This is a genomic window from Streptomyces sp. NPDC059355, assembly GCF_042752335.1.
Taxonomy (GTDB): domain Bacteria; phylum Actinomycetota; class Actinomycetes; order Streptomycetales; family Streptomycetaceae; genus Streptomyces.
In genome coordinates this window covers 34,112-48,855 of the sequence record NZ_JBHYXN010000033.1, presented here as the reverse complement: position 1 = coordinate 48,855, position 14,744 = coordinate 34,112, and the positions used below count along the sequence as shown (strand labels likewise).

The following is a 14,744-nucleotide window of genomic DNA, read 5'->3' as shown; positions in this document are numbered from 1 at the left end:
GGCGCGCCGCCTCAACTCGAGATCCGCGGCGGCCCTCCCGGCCGGCTCCGCGGGTCCCCGTCCACGGCGTGGGTGGACGGGGATCGCGGGCGTGGCCGATCATGGCGTGATGTCGCTCCGTACGTACGAGGCCGATCTGTTCGAGTGCTCCAGGGGCCGTCTGGAGGCGATCGCCTATCGGCTGCTGGGGTCGGCCGGTGACGCCGAGGACGCGGTGCAGGAGACGTACCTGCGGTGGCACGCCGCGGACCGGGAGCGGATCGGGACGCCCGAGGCGTGGCTGACGAAGGTCCTCACCAACCTCTGCCTCAACCAGCTCACCTCGGCCCGCGTCAGGCGGGAGACCTACGTGGGGCAGTGGCTCCCGGAGCCGGTGCTGGCCGGAGACCGGATGCTCGGTCCGGCCGACACCGCCGAGCAGCGCGAGTCCGTGTCCCTCGCGATGCTCACCCTCATGGAGCGCCTGTCGCCCAATGAGCGCGCGGTGTACGTGCTGCGCGAGGCGTTCGGGTACGCGCACCGCGAGATCGGGGAGATCCTCGACCTCACCGAGGCGAACTGCCAGCAGATCCACCGGCGTGCCGGGCAGCACCTCGCCACCGACCGGACCCGGACCGAGATCGACGCGACCGCCGCGCGGAAGGTCGTCGAGGAGTTCCTCGCCGCGGCCCTCAGCGGCGACACCGAGCCGCTGATCCGGCTGCTCACCGGTGACGCGGTCAGCGTGGCCGACGGCGGTGCCCGGGTTCCGGCGCGCAGGACCCCGGTCGTCGGCGCGCTCCACATCGCACGCTACCTGCGTGGTCTGTTCCGGCCGGGCGATGCCAAGCGAGCCCGCGCCGGTGGAAATCCCGCCCTCCATGCCGGCGTCGTCAACGGCGGTCCTGCCGTGCTGGTCTCGGTCGGGGAGCGGATCATCGGCGTGATCTGCCTCGACGCGACCGCCGGCGCGGCCCCCGACGGCGTCGAGGCGGTCGGGGCGGTCGGGGCGGTCGGGGCGGTCCACGCGGTCCGGATCCAGGTCAACCCCGACAAGCTGGAGCGCATCACGCGCCGGTGGGCGGCCTCCGGCCCCCACCACCCCCTCGCCGAGATGTGGTGACCCGCGTCACATCCGATTCCTGTCAGGGATCGCGGGGCTGTCCGGTTCAGGAGGTGAGTCCAACCGGATAGGGAGCGAGCCAGCCATGAAGCACCGCATTGTCGTCCTCGGGGCCGGGTACGCCGGAGCCATCACCGCCGGTCGTCTCGCCAGGCGGCTGCACCACGACGACGTCGAGATCACCCTGGTCAACGGCGACGCCGAGTTCGTCGAACGGATCCGTCTGCACCAGCTCGCGAGCGGCCAGGACCTGCCGCGGCGCCCGCTGGCCGGCATCTACGCGGGCACCGGCGTGCTGTTCCGGACGGCGCGGGTCACCTCGGTCGACGTGGACCGCAAGACCGTCGCTCTCGCCGACGAACACGCCGGCGAGCACGGCGGCGAGCACGGCGCACACCGCGGCGAGACCACCGTCGGCTACGACACCCTCGTGTACGCCCTCGGGAGCACCGCCGCCGACCACGGCGTCCCCGGTGTCGCCGAGTACGCCCACAACGTCTCCGGCAAGCAGGGCGCGCTGCGCCTGCGGGCACGGCTCGGCGAGTTGGAAGCGGGTGGGACCGTACTGGTCGTGGGCGGCGGCCTGACCGGCATCGAGGCGGCCACCGAGATCGCCGAGGCGCACCCGGGACTGAAGGTCGCCATCGCCGCACGCGGCGGTGTCGGCGACTGGCTGAGCGACAAGGCCCGGCGGCACCTGGGCGGTGCCTTCGACCGGCTCGGCATCACGGTCCACGAGCACGCCGACATCACGCGCGTCGGAGCGGACGGCGTGGTCACCGCCACGGCCGGGGCGATTCCGGCCCAGGTGACCGTGTGGACGGCGGGCTTCACCGTGCACCCGATAGCGGCAGCCACCGCCCTGGAGGTGTCCGACACCGGCCGGATCGTCGTCGACGGCACCATGCGGTCGGCCTCCCACCCCGATGTGTACGCCGTCGGCGACGCCGCGTTCGCCGAAGGAGTGGGCGGCCGGCCGCTGCGGATGTCGTGCGCCACGGCAACCCCGATGGCGTGGCAGGCCGCCGACGCCCTCGCCGCGCGCCTGACCGGTCGCAAGGCTTCCGAGACCAGGATCGGCTACGCCAGCCAGTGCATCAGCCTCGGACGCCGCGACGGAATCGTCCAGCGCGTGACCCCCGACGACCAGCCCACGTCCACCGTCATCACGGGCCGGACCGGCGCCCGCATCAAGGAACTCATCTGCTCGGCCACGGCCTGGAGCATCGCCCACCCGACCATGATGGTGCCGAGCCGCCGCCGCCGTCTCGCGGCGACCGCCGAAGCCGGTGGAGCGCCGCTCCGCGTCACCCTGTGAACCCGACCCGGAGTCCTCTCCGGCAAGCCGGCCCTCCCCGGTGCCGTTGCCGGTTCCGATCCGGGTTGCGAGGTCAGTCGGCCGGGGTGCGGCCGAGGTTGATCCGGGCCAGGCGGTGGGGGTCGGTGAGGATGTCCAGGGCGACGATCTTGCCGTTCCGGACGGTGAACGCCATCAGGGACAGGGGCTTGCCGTCCGCCGTCGCGAGTGCGCCGGGGATGCCGTTGACCAGGACCGGGACGGCGGCCGCGGCGAAGCGGGCGAACGTGATCGCGTCGAGGCCACGTCGGTCGCACCGCGCCGGACCGCGCTCGGGCGCAGCGCGCCGCCGTCGGAGCGGGCCACGACATCCGGGTCGAGGAGGTCGACGAGCGCGTCGAGGTCTCCGCCTCGGGCGGCGGTGAGGAAGGCATCCACGACCTCGCGGGTGCGCACCAGGTCGCGGTCGGGGGTGGGTGCGGCGCCCTCGACCCGGCGTCGGGCCCGGCTGGCGAGCCCAGCAGGCGGTAGGCCACGGCCCGCAGGTGGGGGCGGTGCTCCTCGAAGCGCCGGGCCAGGCTGTCCTGCTCGCTCACCTGTCACTTCCTCGCATCCTGATCGTCGATGCACACCAGGACGCCAACCGGATGCCGCCTCGCCGGGGCGGTGTTTCACGTGAAACATCGTCCTACCCTCCCGGGGGTCCACATCATGGACAACTACGCTCGGGACATGAACGCAGAAGCCGCCGACGCGCTCGCCGCCGTGAAAGACGCCGACCGGAAGCACGTTTTCCATTCCTGGTCGGCGCAGGAGCTCATCGACCCGCTCGCCGTGGCCGGGGCCGAGGGCTCGTACTTCTGGGACTACCAGGGCAACCGCTTCCTCGACTTCTCCAGCGCCCTCGTCTACACGAACATCGGCTACCAGCACCCCAAGGTGACCGCTGCCATCCAGGAGCAGGCGGCCAAGCTCTGCACCGTCGCGCCCGGCTTCGCCGTCGACGTCCGCTCGGAGGCGGCCCGGCTGATCGCCGAGCGCACGCCCGGCGACCTCGACAAGATCTTCTTCACCAACGCGGGCGCCGAGGCCGTCGAGAACGCCGTACGGATGGCGCGGCTGCACACCGGTCGGCCCAAGGTGCTGTCCGCGTACCGCTCGTACCACGGGGCCACCTCCACCGCGATCAATCTGACCGGTGACGCCCGCCGCTTCGGCAACGACAGCGCGACCGCCGGCGTCGTGCACTTCTGGGGGCCGTTCACCTACCGCTCGCCGTTCTACTCGGCCACCGAGGCCGAGGAGTGCGAGCGCGCGCTGCGCCACCTCGAGGACACGATCGTCTTCGAGGGTCCGCAGTCCATCGCCGCGATCATCCTGGAGACCGTCGGCGGCGCACCCGGCGTGCTCGTCCACCCGGACGGATACCTCGCCGGGGTCCGCGAGCTCTGCGACCGCTTCGGCATCGTCTTCATCCTCGACGAGATCATGGTCGGCTTCGGCCGTACCGGAAAGTGGTTCGCCTCCGAGCACTGGGGCGTCACCCCCGACCTGATCTGCTTCGCCAAGGGCGTGACCAGCGGATACGTCCCGCTGGGCGGGGTCGCCATCTCGGCCGCCATCGCCGAGACCTTCGCCCGCCGGCCCTACCCGGGCGGGCTGACGTACTCCGGGCACATCCTGGCCTGCGGGGCCGCCGTGGCGACGATCAACGTCATGGCGGAGGAGGGCATCGTCGAGCAGTCCGCCCGCACCGGCGCGGAGCTGCTGGGTCCGGGTCTGCGCGCCCTCGCCGAGAAGCACCCGTCGGTCGGGGAGGTCCGCGGGCTGGGCACGTTCTGGGCGCTGGAGCTCGTACGGGACCCGCAGACGCGCGAGCCGCTCGTCCCGTACAACGCCTCGGGAGCGGACAACGCTCCGATGGCCGAGTTCGGGGCCGCCTGCAAGAAGGGCGGGCTGTGGCCGCTGATCGCCGGCAACCGCATCCACGTCGCCCCGCCCTGCAACATCGCTCCAGAGGACGTGGCCAAGGGGCTGGCGATCCTCGACGAGGCCCTGTCCGTCGCGGACGCGCACATGGCCTGACCTGTACGGATGCACGGTCGCCCAATCCGTGGGTGCCTGTCTTGGACGTTCCGCGCCGTTCCGAACACCACGTGAACGTGCTGGAATCCGGGAGAGCACCTACGGACCGGGATGCACGTCAGTCCCGGGGCGGTCCTCCGTGACCGAACGGCGGGGAGCGGGCCGACCGCTGGACGCCGGGCGTACGGGATCCAGTCGGTCGGACTCCGTGTACCCGAAGGAATACAGCCATGAGCAAGCACGTCCTCGCGCAGAACCAGTACGGCAAGGCCGAGAACCGCATCGTCAAGGTCACCCGCAAGGGATCCGACGGGTCGTGGCACGAGATCCGCGACCTCAATGTGTCGGTCGCGCTCCGCGGTGAGTTCCGCGATGTCCACCTGACCGGCGACAACGCCAACTGCCTGCCGACCGACACCACCAAGAACACGGTGTACGCCTTCGGCAAGGAGCACGGCATCGCCTCGCCCGAGGCCTTCGGCATCCTGCTCGCCAAGCACTTCGTCTCCTCCCAGTCGCCGATCCGCGAGGCGCAGATCCGGATCGAGGAGTACGCCTGGGAGCGGATCCCGGTCCCGACGCGCAAGGAGCAGCACTCCTTCGTCCGCAAGGGCCAGGAGGTGCGCACGGCGCAGATCACGTACAGCGAGACGACCGGCCTCCAGGTCATCTCGGGTCTGAAGGACCTGACGGTGATGAACTCGACGAACTCCGAGTTCCACGGCTACATCAAGGACAAGTACACGACGCTGAAGGAGGCGTACGACCGGATCCTGGCGACCAAGGTCACCGCGCGCTGGGCGCACTCGGCGCTGGCCGCCGACGACGCCGCGTTCGACTGGGACCAGTCGTACAAGAAGGTCCGCAAGAACATGCTCGAGGCCTTCGCGGAGACCTACTCGTACTCGCTCCAGCAGACCCTGAACCAGATGGCCGAGCGGGTGCTCGACAACTGCCCGCGGGTCAACGAGGTGCGTCTCAACCTCCCCAACAAGCACCACTTCCTGGTCGACCTGGAGCCCTTCGGCCTCAAGAACGACAACGAGGTCTACTTCGCGGCGGACCGGATGTACGGCCTGATCGAGGGCACCATCCATCGCGACGGCGTGCAGCCGGTGATCGCGACGAGCGACTGGATCGTCGCGTAGCGGCCAGAGCCTGTGCGGCGGATCGGGCCTAGGTGTCGAGCGGCCGGCCGAGCTGGAGGTTCCACCGGCCGAGCCGCCCGCTGAGGGTGGTCACCGTGTCCGGCCGTACGTCGAGGCGCCAGAAGGCGGCGGCCGGGAGCTCCAGCGCGTGCACCACGCCCGCCCGTACGACGGCCTGGTCGACCACGGCGCGATGCGTTCCGGGGGCCAGGCCGGCGAGCGCGGCCCCTACGCGGGCGATCAGCGCGGTGACGGACTCCCCGCCGGGCGGTGCGTAGTCGGGATCGGTCAGCCATCGCTGTACGGCGGCCGGATCCGCGGCGGAGACCTCGTCCAGAGTCCGGCCCGCCCATTCGCCCGTGTCCGGGCCGCTCAGGCCCGCGTGGCCGGGGCAGGATGCTCCGTGGCCGAAACGAATCTGCCGCGAAACGGTGTCGAACGGACGTGTGACGAACTGAACTCGTACCACGGCACTCTTCATAAGGGGAGCGTAAACGCGGTACGGTCTCGGACGACAACCTAAAAAAGACGACGGTATGACGGAAGTACCGGTGAAAATCCGGCACGGTCGCGCCACTGTGAATCCTCCCGGAGGGGGAGGAAAGTCAGACCCGCCATGTCGTCGCGAGCACCACTGACCGGGACGCGTGTTCCCTCTGGAGGTACTGCCATGGCTCACTCCGCCGTGCCCACGACGGCCCCTGCCGTCGCCCCGATCTCGCTCTCCGCGCTCGCCCCCTGGGCCGTGTTCGTCGGCGTCCTGATGCTGGTCCTGCTCTACCTCGTCGGTGCCGAGCAGGGCGCCACCGCGCTCTTCGAAGGCGACACCGTCCACGAGTGGATGCACGACGGTCGCCACCTCCTCGGCTTCCCCTGCCACTGATCTCCACCTCAGCAAGGGAAGAACCGAACCATGAACCCCATTTCCCCCCGCGTCCTGCTGATCCGGGGCATGCTGGCCGGTCTGCTCGCGGGCCTGGCCGCCTTCCTCGTCGCCTACGTCCTCGGTGAATCCAAGGTCGACGCGGCCATCGCCATCGAAGAGGCGGGGCACGCCGCCCACGACCACGGCGAGGAGGCGGCCCCGGTCAGCCGGGCCCTGCAGGCCACGGCCGGTCTCGGCACCGGCACGCTGCTGTACGGGATCGCGCTCGGCGGCATCGCCGCGCTCGTCTTCTGCTACGCCCTGGGCCGCATCGGCCGCTTCGGCCCGCGGGTCACGGCCCTGCTGGTCTCGGGCGGCCTGTTCGTCGCCCTCAACCTCGTGCCGTTCCTCAAGTACCCCTCCAACCCGCCGGCCGTCGGAGACCCCGACACCGTCGTCCGGAGGACCACCCTCTACGTCCTGATGATCGCGTTGAGCGTGCTGCTGTCCTCGGCGGCGCTCATCCTGGGCCGGCGCCTGGCGCCCAAGCTCGGGAACTGGAACGCGTCGATCGTCGCCTCGGTGGCCTTCGTCGCGGCGGTCGCCATCGCCTACGCCTCCCTGCCCGGCATCAACGAGGTCCCGGCGGACTTCCCGGCCGCCCTCATCTGGCAGTTCCGCCTCGCCACCCTGGCCATCCAGGCCGTGATGTGGACGACCTTCGGCCTGGCCTTCGGTGTCCTGGCCGAACGCTCCCTCACCCCGGCCACCGCCCCCCTGGAGACGGCGCAGCCCGCGAGCTGACGCCGCGCCCGGCATCCCCACGGCCCTGACCGCCCACCGGCGGCCGGGGCCGCGGTCGTTTCCGCGGTCCACTCATTCGGTCGTATCTTGCGCAATCCACGGAATGGCGGTGGCTCACCCGTCGCCAGCTGGGAAGACGTCCGTGGTGGGGTGGCGACACGCCTGTGACGCGACGTCACTCTTCGGCGTTGTAAGCGGTACTGACGGGCAGCGAGGGGGTCCACTGCTCTCAGAAGACCCGGCCGCCGGAGCCGGGGCATCGCACCGGGAGGGAATTCCATGCCCCACGCCAAGTGGGTGGCCGGCGTGCTGACAGTGGCTCTGCTGGGAGCCGGCGTAGGCATGCTGCGGAGCACCGAGGGCGCCAGGCCCACGGCGGCCACCGCCGCCGACGCACTGCCCTCGCGCGCGCTGGGTCTGTCCGGCCACCGTCGGCTCGTCGAGCAGCTGGAGCATGCCGGGCAGCACGCACCGGGCAAGGGGTCCCGGCCCTCTCGGGCCCTCGCCATCACACCGCTGCGGATCTCGCGGCCACTGCGGCTGCACATCCCGAGCCTGGGTGTCGACCTGCCGCTGGGCGGGGACGCCGAGGAGGCCGCGTGGGACCGCGACAGCCCGGCCCCGGGCTCGGCCGGCACCGCCGTGGTCACCGCCGCCGATCTGCGCCTCGCCGAGCTGCGGCGGGGGCTGACCATCGAGATCGCGCGCGCTGACCGTCGTACCGCCGTGTTCACCGTGGACCGGGTCTCGCCCGCCGGGGTCAGCGGTCGCGGCCAGCGGCCCGGGCGCGCACAACTGCGGCTGGTCAGCGGTGAGACCACCGTCGTGGCCCGGCTGACCGGGCAGCGCCGCACCAGCTGACCGGGCTGGGCCGACCGGGCAGCGCCGCCCTGGCCGATCCGGCAACCGGCGGGGCCCGCTGTCAGCCGAGGGGGGTGTCTTCGTCCCCCGGTCGGGGGCTTCTGAGGTCCGGTCGGGGTGTTGCCCGGCGTGTCGGGGCAGACCCCTCGCATGAGCGGGACTCGCTACGCACGCACGGCACTGGCCAGGGCCCTTTCGGCGGCCTGTGTCGTGCTGCTGTGCCTGTTCGCGTCCGGTCCCGCCGTCACGACGGCCGCAGCGGCGGCCGCAGCGGTCGAACGCACCGCCTCCGGAGCGCCGAGCGAGCCGGGCACCCCCGCCGAGGGGGAGTCCGATCCGGCCGCGGAACCCGAAGTGCGGGTCACCGTACGGCTCGTCGTGCGCGGGCTGCCGGGAGTACGGCAGCTGCCGCGGCCGGTGTTTCACGTGAAACACCCCGGCCGGGCCGTACGGGCCGACGGGTACGGGACGGACGGGCCGATCCTGTCCGCGTGGACGGAGCGGAGTGTGGTCCTGCGCTGCTGAGTGGGTCGAGCAGCAGCGCACACCCCGACACACACCCCCTCGAACACCGTGAGGTTCCGGCATGCCCATCGACCCGTACGCCGCCCTGAACGCCATGCTCCGCGCCGAGGCCACCCGCTGCACCCCGCCGGCGCCGAAGCCTCCACGCCGCGGGACCGACGGCGAGGACGCCTCAGCCGTCCCCGCCCCCACCTCCGCGGTGGCCGCGACGGGGGCGGTGAACGGCTCCGAGACCCCGTCCGAGGGCTGAGCCCGCGGACACGTGCAGGCGCCGGTCTCCCGTCGGGGACCGGCGCCTGCCGAGGCTTCCGGATCAGGGCTCGCGTTGGTAGTAGCGGTAGAACGCCGCCAGCCCGATGCCGATGCCGACGATGAAGCCGACCCAGCACGAGCGGAGGATGGAGTGGTCGGCCAGGCTGTACAGATAGCCCACCGCGATACCGCCGAACGCGCCGTACGCCGCGGCGTGCACCTCCCGCATCAACCGCGGGCCGACGCGGGCGAGGGTGTACATGATGCCGGCGAAGACGACGCCGCACAGGATCCCGTAGAAGACGTTGCCCGCGTCGACCGGTCCCATCTGGCGCTTCATGAAGGCCGCCCAGACGCCGTAGACCAGTCCGAGGAGCAGCGCCCGCACCAGCGGGCCCTTGCTCACGTTCTCCGTGCCGGTCCTCGTGCCGGTCGCCCGCAGGTGCCGCCTGGGGGCGGTGGGTGCCGCATGTGCCATGACAGGGCTCCTCTCTCCCATCATCCAGGGCACACCCGCCACCCCGGACCGGCAAGTGGATCAGCGGATCGGACCGCGCGGCCACCCGCCCGCAGCAGCACCGCTCGCGCCGCCCGCCGCCGCGGCTTTCCCTGGTGACGTGCGCACCTTCCTCTCGGCGGTACTCATCGTGCTGGTGGCCCTCCTGGTGCCCGCCGGCGCCGTCGCGTACTGGGCGGACCACGAGTTGGGCGACGCCGACCGGTACACCGCCGCGATGTCCCCGCTGGCCGAGAACCCGGCCGTGCAGGGCGTCGTCGTCACGCAGGCGAGCCGCGCCCTCGCCGGGCAGATCGACGCCGGGCCCTTCCAGGGCGGGGTCGACGCCCTGCTCGGCGAGGCCCTGCACTCCTTCGCCGGCACACCGGCCTACCGCACCGCCTGGGACGCGGCCAACCGAGCCGCGCACGCCGCGTTCCTCAAGGCGCTGACCACCGGCGACGGCGACGCCGTCACCATCGACCTCGCCCCCGTGATCGAGCAGGTCAAAGGGGATCTCGTCGCCGACGGCGTGCCGTTCGCCGACCGCATCCCGGTGACCCACGTATCGGTGAAGGTCATGGAGTACGACAACCTCGGCGCGCTCCGGAAGGGCTTCCGCATGCTGCAGATCGCCGGCATCTGGCTCCCCGTGCTGACCGTGGTGCTCGCCGCGACGGCGATCGCCGTCGCCGTCCACCGGCGCCGCGCCGTGATCGCCACCGGGCTGGGGGTCGCCGTCGGTGCCGTACTGCTGTGGATCGCGGTGGCCGTCTGCCGCCGGCTCACCCTCGACGACCTGCCGGCCGACATCGACCGGGCGGCCGCCGCGGCGGTGTACGACGCGCTCACCGTATTCCTGCGCACCACCGCCTGGGTGGTGCTGGCGATCGGGCTGGCCGCCGCGCTCGCCGCCTGGCTGACGGGCCGACTGCGCCGCACCCCATAAGCTCGGAAGGTACCGGCACGTGCAGAAAGCCCCAGAAGAGGCCGAGAAGAACCCAAGAAGAACGCAAGACCCCGGAACAGCGCAGAAGAACCGATTCACGAGCGGCCGCACGGAAGCGGAATGAGCACCGAACGCACCGAACAGATACCCTCCGGGCGCCCCCGGCACCGTCCGCTGACTCCACCCGCCTGGCTGCTCAAGGGGCTGCGGCCGAGCACCGCCCCCATCCCCTGGGCCGCCGCCGCGCGCGCCGGCGTCGCGATGGCCGCCCCGCTCGCCGTCGGCTTCGCCCTGAACGAGCCCGAGTACGGGGCCCTCGTCTCGATGGGCGCCCTGTCCGGGGTCATCGGCGACACCGCCGACGCCTACCGGATGCGGGTCCTGAACATCGCCGTGCCGCAGCTCTTCGGCGCGGTCGGAGTGGCCCTGGGCACCCTGGTCTTCGGCCACGGCTGGCTCGCCGTCGGCGCCCTCACCCTGATCGCCCTCGTCTCCGGGATGATCTCCTCGATCGGCACGGTCGCGTCCGTGTCCGGTCTGCTGCTCCTCCTCAACGCCGTGGTCGGCGCCGGCCTGCCCCTCCCCCAGCCCTGGTGGACGGCCCCGCTGCTGCTCAGCGCGGGCGGGCTCTTCGTCCTCCTGCTGTCCCTGCTGGGCTGGCCGCTGCGCGGGCGGCAGCCGGAGCGCGCCGCCGTGGCGGCCACCTACCGGGCGCTCGCCGACGCACTGGAAGCCGCGGGCGGACCGGACTACGACGAGCGGCGCCGACAGGTCACCCACGCCCTCAACCAGGCCTACGACCTGATCCTGGGCCGCCGCGCCCGGGTGCACGGCCGCAGTCCCGCGCTCGTACGGATGCTGGCCCAGCTGAACGTGGTGATCCCGCTGGTGGAGGCGGCCCCCGCCATGCACCTGCGGGGCAAGGCGCTGCCGCCCGAGATCCCGGCGGCCGTACGGGACCTGGCGCAGGCCGTGGAAGAAGGCCGCACCGGGAAGCCCGTACTGGAGCTGCCCGCTCCGCACACTCCCGCCGAACGGGCCCTCGACGCGGCCCTGCGCCACGCCGCGGCCATCGTGCACGTGCCGGAGCCGGACCTGCACAACGTCGACGACCGGCTCGGCCGCCCCGCCGCGCTGACGGTCCGCGCCCGGCGGGCGGTGCGCGACATGATGATGTCCAGCGCCTCCTGGCGGTACGGGCTGCGCCTCGCCCTGTGCATCGGGCTCGCCCAGACACTGGTCTCCGTGGTGCAGGTCGAGCGGTCCTACTGGGTCGCGCTGACCGTCACCTTCGTCCTCAAGCCCGACTTCGGATCGGTGTTCTCCCGGGCGGTGCTCCGCGCCCTGGGCACGGCGGCGGGGCTGGTCATCGCCGCCGCCGTGCTCGCCGAAGTACCGCGCGGCTGGTGGGACGTGCCGGTGATGGTGGTGCTCGGCGCCCTGATCCCCGCGTTCTCCACCAAGGGGTACGCCTTCCAGACCGCCGCGATCACCCCGGTGATCCTGCTGCTCTCGGACCTCCTCAACCACCAGGGCTTCGACCTGATCCGGCCGCGGCTGCTGGACAGCCTGATCGGCTGCGCCATCACCCTGGTCGCCGGCTACCTGCTGTGGCCCGAGAGCTGGCACACCCGGATCGGCGACCGGCTCGCCGACACCGTGGACGACGCCGCCAGGTACGTGGAGCGGGCCTTCGGGGCCCATCCCGACACGGAAGCCGGGCAGCGGGCGGCGCGGACCGCGCGGCTCCAGGCCCGGCGGCGGATCTACCGCGAGATGTCGGGCGTACGCAACGAGTTCCAGCGGGCGCTGACCGAGCCGCCGCCGACGGGGGCGCGTGCCGCCGCCTGGTGGCCGCTGGTCGTCGCCGTCGAACGCATCGTGGACGCGACCACCGCCGCCCGGGTCCGGGTCAACCACGGCGCCGAAGCCCCCAGAGCCGAGGAAGTGGCGACCGTCATCGCCGACCTGCGCGCCCTCGCCGAGGGGGTGCGCAAGGCCAGGACCCCCACCCAGCTGCACCCCTCGGCGCTGCCGCCCGGGGACGAGGGCTCCGTCCTGGCCCCGGTGCGCCACGAGCTCGCCGCGGCCCGCGCGATCGCCGCCGACGAGCACTGACGCGGGACCGCCCTCCCGTGGCCCGGGCGCGCGCGTCGCCCGTATGGCTCCGGGACCGGGCCCGTACGGCCCCGCCGGGAGAGCATCGGTGCATGAAGCCCCTCCCCCGGCGCGGCCGCGCGGCGGCCCCGGTCCTCGCCGCCGTCCTCGCGGCGGCGGCCGGATGCGCCGACGTGGACGGGCTGCGCGACGACGGCAACCTGGGCACGGTCCACGCCCCGCAGACCCTCTGGGCGGACATCCACCCGGACCCGCCCGGCCCGGGCCAGAATCCCGGTACGGCCGCCGTGGTCCCGGGACTGCCCAAGGTCGCGGGCCTCAGCATGCGGGGCGTGAACGCGCTGGAGGTCGTACGGGCCGACATCACCGCCGACACCGCCCAGGACCAGGGAACCGGGCGCCTCGTCGACCCCCGGGCGGTGCGGCGGCTCGCGCTGTGCACACAGGCCGTGGACGGAGGTCCGGACTGCCCGGTGCGGCCCGCGGTGCTGCACGACGTGACGGGCAACGGCCGCGACGAGCTGATCACCGCCCTCGACATCGACGGCCGGGTCAGCGAACTGCGCGTCTACACCGTTCGGAACGACGGGTCGATCGCCCGGATCCTGTCCCGGCGCGGGGTGCTTGAGGGCGTGGAGGTGGCCGCCGAACACCTGGCGGTCCGCGAACCGACCGCGAACCCGGAGAAGGTCTCCGTCTCCGACTACGTGTGGGACCCCAAGGCCGGGATCATGAACCTGTCGCAGCTCACCCTCGACGAGTGCCCGGGCACGAAGGACAGCCCCACCCCGTGCTCCTCCGCGAGCCGGGGCTGAGCGGGGCCGGGGCGCCATGCGGGTGACGAGCAGTCTGCGCTGGAAGATCGCCCTGACCACCACGGCCGTGTGCTGCGCCGTCGCCGCGGTCCTCGGGATCCTCGTGCACAACGTGGTCGCCCGGCAGATCGTCGGGGAAGTCCGCAAGGACGTGGACCGGGACCTGGACCACGCCCTCGCCCTCGCCCAATACCAGTACGGCACCTCCCACGGCGATGTGAACGTCGCCCTGGACCCGTCCGGGCTCCCCGAGCCGCTGCGCAGACTCGTGGCCCGCGGACGCACCGGCAGCATGGTCGGCGAGCGCGCCGGCAAGCCCGTCATGTGGGCCGCCGGACCTGCCGACGACAAGGTCCTCGCCGTCTGGCTCCCGTACGAGAGCACCCGCCACCGGCTGCGGGACATCGACACCGCGATCCTCGCCTCCGCCGCGCTCGCCGCGGGCGTCGTGGCGCTGGCCGGCCTCTTCCTCGCCAACCGGATCAGCCGCCGGCTGACCACCACGGCCGCCGTGGCCCGCCGGATCAGCGCCGGAGACCTGGACGCGCGCGTGGGGTTCCCCACCGAACAGGACGGCGGGGACGGGACGGAGGGCACGACCGGAGCCGGCAGCCGGCGACGGCCACGCCACCACGACGAGGTCCGCGACGTCGCGCAGGCACTCGACTCGATGGCCCGCTCGCTCCAGGAGCGGATCGAGGCGGAGAAGCGCTTCACCGCGGACGTCGCGCACGAGCTGCGCACCCCGCTCACCGGCTCGCTGGCCGCGGCCGCACTGCTGCCGGAGGGGCGCCCCAAGGAGATGATCAACGACCGGCTCAAGGCCCTGCACCTGCTCACCGAGGACCTGCTGGAGATCTCCCGGCTGGAATCGGGCGTCGAGCACGCCGACCTGACCCGGATGGAACTCGGCGAGGCGGTACGGCGGGCCGTCGCGGGTGCCCGCCTGGAGGCCTCCGTACGGATCATCCGGGACGCGGTGGTGTTCACCGACCGGAGGCGGCTGGACCGGATCCTGGCCAACCTCCTGGTCAACGCCGACAAGCACGGGGAACCGCCGGTCGAGGTGACCGTGGAGGGCCCGGTGGTGGTCGTACGCGACCACGGGCCCGGCTACCCGCCGGAGCTGATCGAGCAGGGCCCGCAGCGGTTCCGCACCGGAGACCCGGGCCGCGGCCGGGGACACGGGCTGGGCCTGGCCATCGTGGTCGGCCAGGCGTCGGTCCTGGACATCGCCCTGGGCTTCGCCAACGCACCCGACGGCGGGGCGATGACCACGCTCAGGCTCCCTGTGGGACGTCTGACCGACGAACGATTCACCGGGGGCACCTCCCAGCGGTAGCTGGGGGAGAAACGCCCATGGGCGGTGGGTGTTTCACGTGAAACACCCACCGCCCAGGGGGGAGTCGGCCGGGGAGGCGACCGCG

15 protein-coding genes are annotated in these 14,744 nt (G+C 72.6%); 13 read left to right on the top strand and 2 right to left on the bottom strand.

Annotation, left to right across the window (positions count from 1 at the left end):
• Positions 1–109: 109 nt before the first annotated feature.
• The 4 genes from ACFXGI_RS27160 to pucL all read left to right on the top strand — a co-directional run bounded on the left by ACFXGI_RS27160 (position 110) and on the right by pucL (position 5,632).
• Positions 110–1,102 (top strand): sigma-70 family RNA polymerase sigma factor, encoded by a 993-nt coding sequence (locus tag ACFXGI_RS27160; RefSeq protein ID WP_384711793.1) that lies wholly within the window; start codon positions 110–112, stop codon positions 1,100–1,102.
• A gap of 85 nt (positions 1,103–1,187) precedes the next feature.
• Positions 1,188–2,420: an NAD(P)/FAD-dependent oxidoreductase gene (locus ACFXGI_RS27155; RefSeq protein ID WP_384711790.1), complete on the top strand. Its 1,233-nt coding sequence runs from the start codon at positions 1,188–1,190 to the stop codon at positions 2,418–2,420.
• 711 nt (positions 2,421–3,131) lie between these two features.
• Positions 3,132–4,484 (top strand): aspartate aminotransferase family protein, encoded by a 1,353-nt coding sequence (locus ACFXGI_RS27150; protein ID WP_384711787.1) that lies wholly within the window; start codon positions 3,132–3,134, stop codon positions 4,482–4,484.
• Between the two features lie 230 nt (positions 4,485–4,714).
• Positions 4,715–5,632: a factor-independent urate hydroxylase gene (gene pucL, locus ACFXGI_RS27145; protein WP_030857495.1), complete on the top strand. Its 918-nt coding sequence runs from the start codon at positions 4,715–4,717 to the stop codon at positions 5,630–5,632.
• Between the two features lie 28 nt (positions 5,633–5,660).
• Here the strand turns inward: pucL and ACFXGI_RS27140 are convergent, their stop codons facing one another.
• Positions 5,661–6,113, bottom strand: a complete 453-nt coding sequence (locus tag ACFXGI_RS27140) for a histidine phosphatase family protein (protein WP_384711784.1) — start codon at positions 6,111–6,113, stop codon at positions 5,661–5,663.
• A gap of 189 nt (positions 6,114–6,302) precedes the next feature.
• Between ACFXGI_RS27140 and ACFXGI_RS27135 the strand changes: the two genes are divergently transcribed.
• The 5 genes from ACFXGI_RS27135 to ACFXGI_RS27115 all read left to right on the top strand — a co-directional run bounded on the left by ACFXGI_RS27135 (position 6,303) and on the right by ACFXGI_RS27115 (position 8,937).
• Positions 6,303–6,515 (top strand): CbtB-domain containing protein, encoded by a 213-nt coding sequence (locus ACFXGI_RS27135; RefSeq protein WP_030857499.1) that lies wholly within the window; start codon positions 6,303–6,305, stop codon positions 6,513–6,515.
• Between the two features lie 30 nt (positions 6,516–6,545).
• The gene (locus ACFXGI_RS27130; protein WP_229337735.1) at positions 6,546–7,301 is read left to right on the top strand and encodes a CbtA family protein; all 756 of its coding nucleotides are present in this window, start codon (positions 6,546–6,548) and stop codon (positions 7,299–7,301) included.
• A gap of 279 nt (positions 7,302–7,580) precedes the next feature.
• Positions 7,581–8,162: a hypothetical protein gene (locus ACFXGI_RS27125; protein WP_384711781.1), complete on the top strand. Its 582-nt coding sequence runs from the start codon at positions 7,581–7,583 to the stop codon at positions 8,160–8,162.
• A gap of 150 nt (positions 8,163–8,312) precedes the next feature.
• The gene (locus ACFXGI_RS27120) at positions 8,313–8,687 is read left to right on the top strand and encodes a hypothetical protein (RefSeq protein WP_384711778.1); all 375 of its coding nucleotides are present in this window, start codon (positions 8,313–8,315) and stop codon (positions 8,685–8,687) included.
• A 61-nt stretch (positions 8,688–8,748) separates the two neighbouring features.
• The gene (locus ACFXGI_RS27115; RefSeq protein ID WP_384711776.1) at positions 8,749–8,937 is read left to right on the top strand and encodes a hypothetical protein; all 189 of its coding nucleotides are present in this window, start codon (positions 8,749–8,751) and stop codon (positions 8,935–8,937) included.
• A 63-nt stretch (positions 8,938–9,000) separates the two neighbouring features.
• Here the strand turns inward: ACFXGI_RS27115 and ACFXGI_RS27110 are convergent, their stop codons facing one another.
• A complete protein-coding gene (locus tag ACFXGI_RS27110; RefSeq protein ID WP_384711773.1) occupies positions 9,001–9,417 on the bottom strand; it encodes a hypothetical protein in 417 nt (138 codons plus the stop codon).
• Positions 9,418–9,556: 139 nt separating this feature from the next.
• On the opposite strand from ACFXGI_RS27110, the gene ACFXGI_RS27105 reads away from it, so the two are divergent.
• The 4 genes from ACFXGI_RS27105 to ACFXGI_RS27090 all read left to right on the top strand — a co-directional run bounded on the left by ACFXGI_RS27105 (position 9,557) and on the right by ACFXGI_RS27090 (position 14,659).
• Positions 9,557–10,384 (top strand): hypothetical protein, encoded by an 828-nt coding sequence (locus tag ACFXGI_RS27105; RefSeq protein WP_384711770.1) that lies wholly within the window; start codon positions 9,557–9,559, stop codon positions 10,382–10,384.
• A 120-nt stretch (positions 10,385–10,504) separates the two neighbouring features.
• Complete coding sequence (locus ACFXGI_RS27100) at positions 10,505–12,502, top strand: FUSC family protein (RefSeq protein WP_384711767.1); 1,998 nt, start codon at positions 10,505–10,507, stop codon at positions 12,500–12,502.
• A 92-nt stretch (positions 12,503–12,594) separates the two neighbouring features.
• Positions 12,595–13,317, top strand: a complete 723-nt coding sequence (locus ACFXGI_RS27095; RefSeq protein ID WP_384711764.1) for a hypothetical protein — start codon at positions 12,595–12,597, stop codon at positions 13,315–13,317.
• A gap of 16 nt (positions 13,318–13,333) precedes the next feature.
• Positions 13,334–14,659 (top strand): sensor histidine kinase, encoded by a 1,326-nt coding sequence (locus ACFXGI_RS27090; protein ID WP_384711761.1) that lies wholly within the window; start codon positions 13,334–13,336, stop codon positions 14,657–14,659.
• Positions 14,660–14,744 lie beyond the last annotated feature (85 nt).

What these genes read in the sequence shown, in the direction of transcription:
- ACFXGI_RS27160 (WP_384711793.1), top strand. Translation starts at nt 110, where the DNA reads ATGTCGCTCCGTACGTACGAGGCCGATCTGTTCGAGTGCTCCAGGGGC.
- ACFXGI_RS27155 (WP_384711790.1), top strand. Translation starts at nt 1,188, where the DNA reads ATGAAGCACCGCATTGTCGTCCTCGGGGCCGGGTACGCCGGAGCCATC.
- ACFXGI_RS27150 (WP_384711787.1), top strand. Translation starts at nt 3,132, where the DNA reads ATGAACGCAGAAGCCGCCGACGCGCTCGCCGCCGTGAAAGACGCCGAC.
- pucL (WP_030857495.1), top strand. Translation starts at nt 4,715, where the DNA reads ATGAGCAAGCACGTCCTCGCGCAGAACCAGTACGGCAAGGCCGAGAAC.
- ACFXGI_RS27140 (WP_384711784.1), bottom strand. Translation starts at nt 6,113, where the DNA reads ATGAAGAGTGCCGTGGTACGAGTTCAGTTCGTCACACGTCCGTTCGAC.
- ACFXGI_RS27135 (WP_030857499.1), top strand. Translation starts at nt 6,303, where the DNA reads ATGGCTCACTCCGCCGTGCCCACGACGGCCCCTGCCGTCGCCCCGATC.
- ACFXGI_RS27130 (WP_229337735.1), top strand. Translation starts at nt 6,546, where the DNA reads ATGAACCCCATTTCCCCCCGCGTCCTGCTGATCCGGGGCATGCTGGCC.
- ACFXGI_RS27125 (WP_384711781.1), top strand. Translation starts at nt 7,581, where the DNA reads ATGCCCCACGCCAAGTGGGTGGCCGGCGTGCTGACAGTGGCTCTGCTG.
- ACFXGI_RS27120 (WP_384711778.1), top strand. Translation starts at nt 8,313, where the DNA reads ATGAGCGGGACTCGCTACGCACGCACGGCACTGGCCAGGGCCCTTTCG.
- ACFXGI_RS27115 (WP_384711776.1), top strand. Translation starts at nt 8,749, where the DNA reads ATGCCCATCGACCCGTACGCCGCCCTGAACGCCATGCTCCGCGCCGAG.
- ACFXGI_RS27110 (WP_384711773.1), bottom strand. Translation starts at nt 9,417, where the DNA reads ATGGCACATGCGGCACCCACCGCCCCCAGGCGGCACCTGCGGGCGACC.
- ACFXGI_RS27100 (WP_384711767.1), top strand. Translation starts at nt 10,505, where the DNA reads ATGAGCACCGAACGCACCGAACAGATACCCTCCGGGCGCCCCCGGCAC.
- ACFXGI_RS27095 (WP_384711764.1), top strand. Translation starts at nt 12,595, where the DNA reads ATGAAGCCCCTCCCCCGGCGCGGCCGCGCGGCGGCCCCGGTCCTCGCC.
- ACFXGI_RS27090 (WP_384711761.1), top strand. Translation starts at nt 13,334, where the DNA reads ATGCGGGTGACGAGCAGTCTGCGCTGGAAGATCGCCCTGACCACCACG.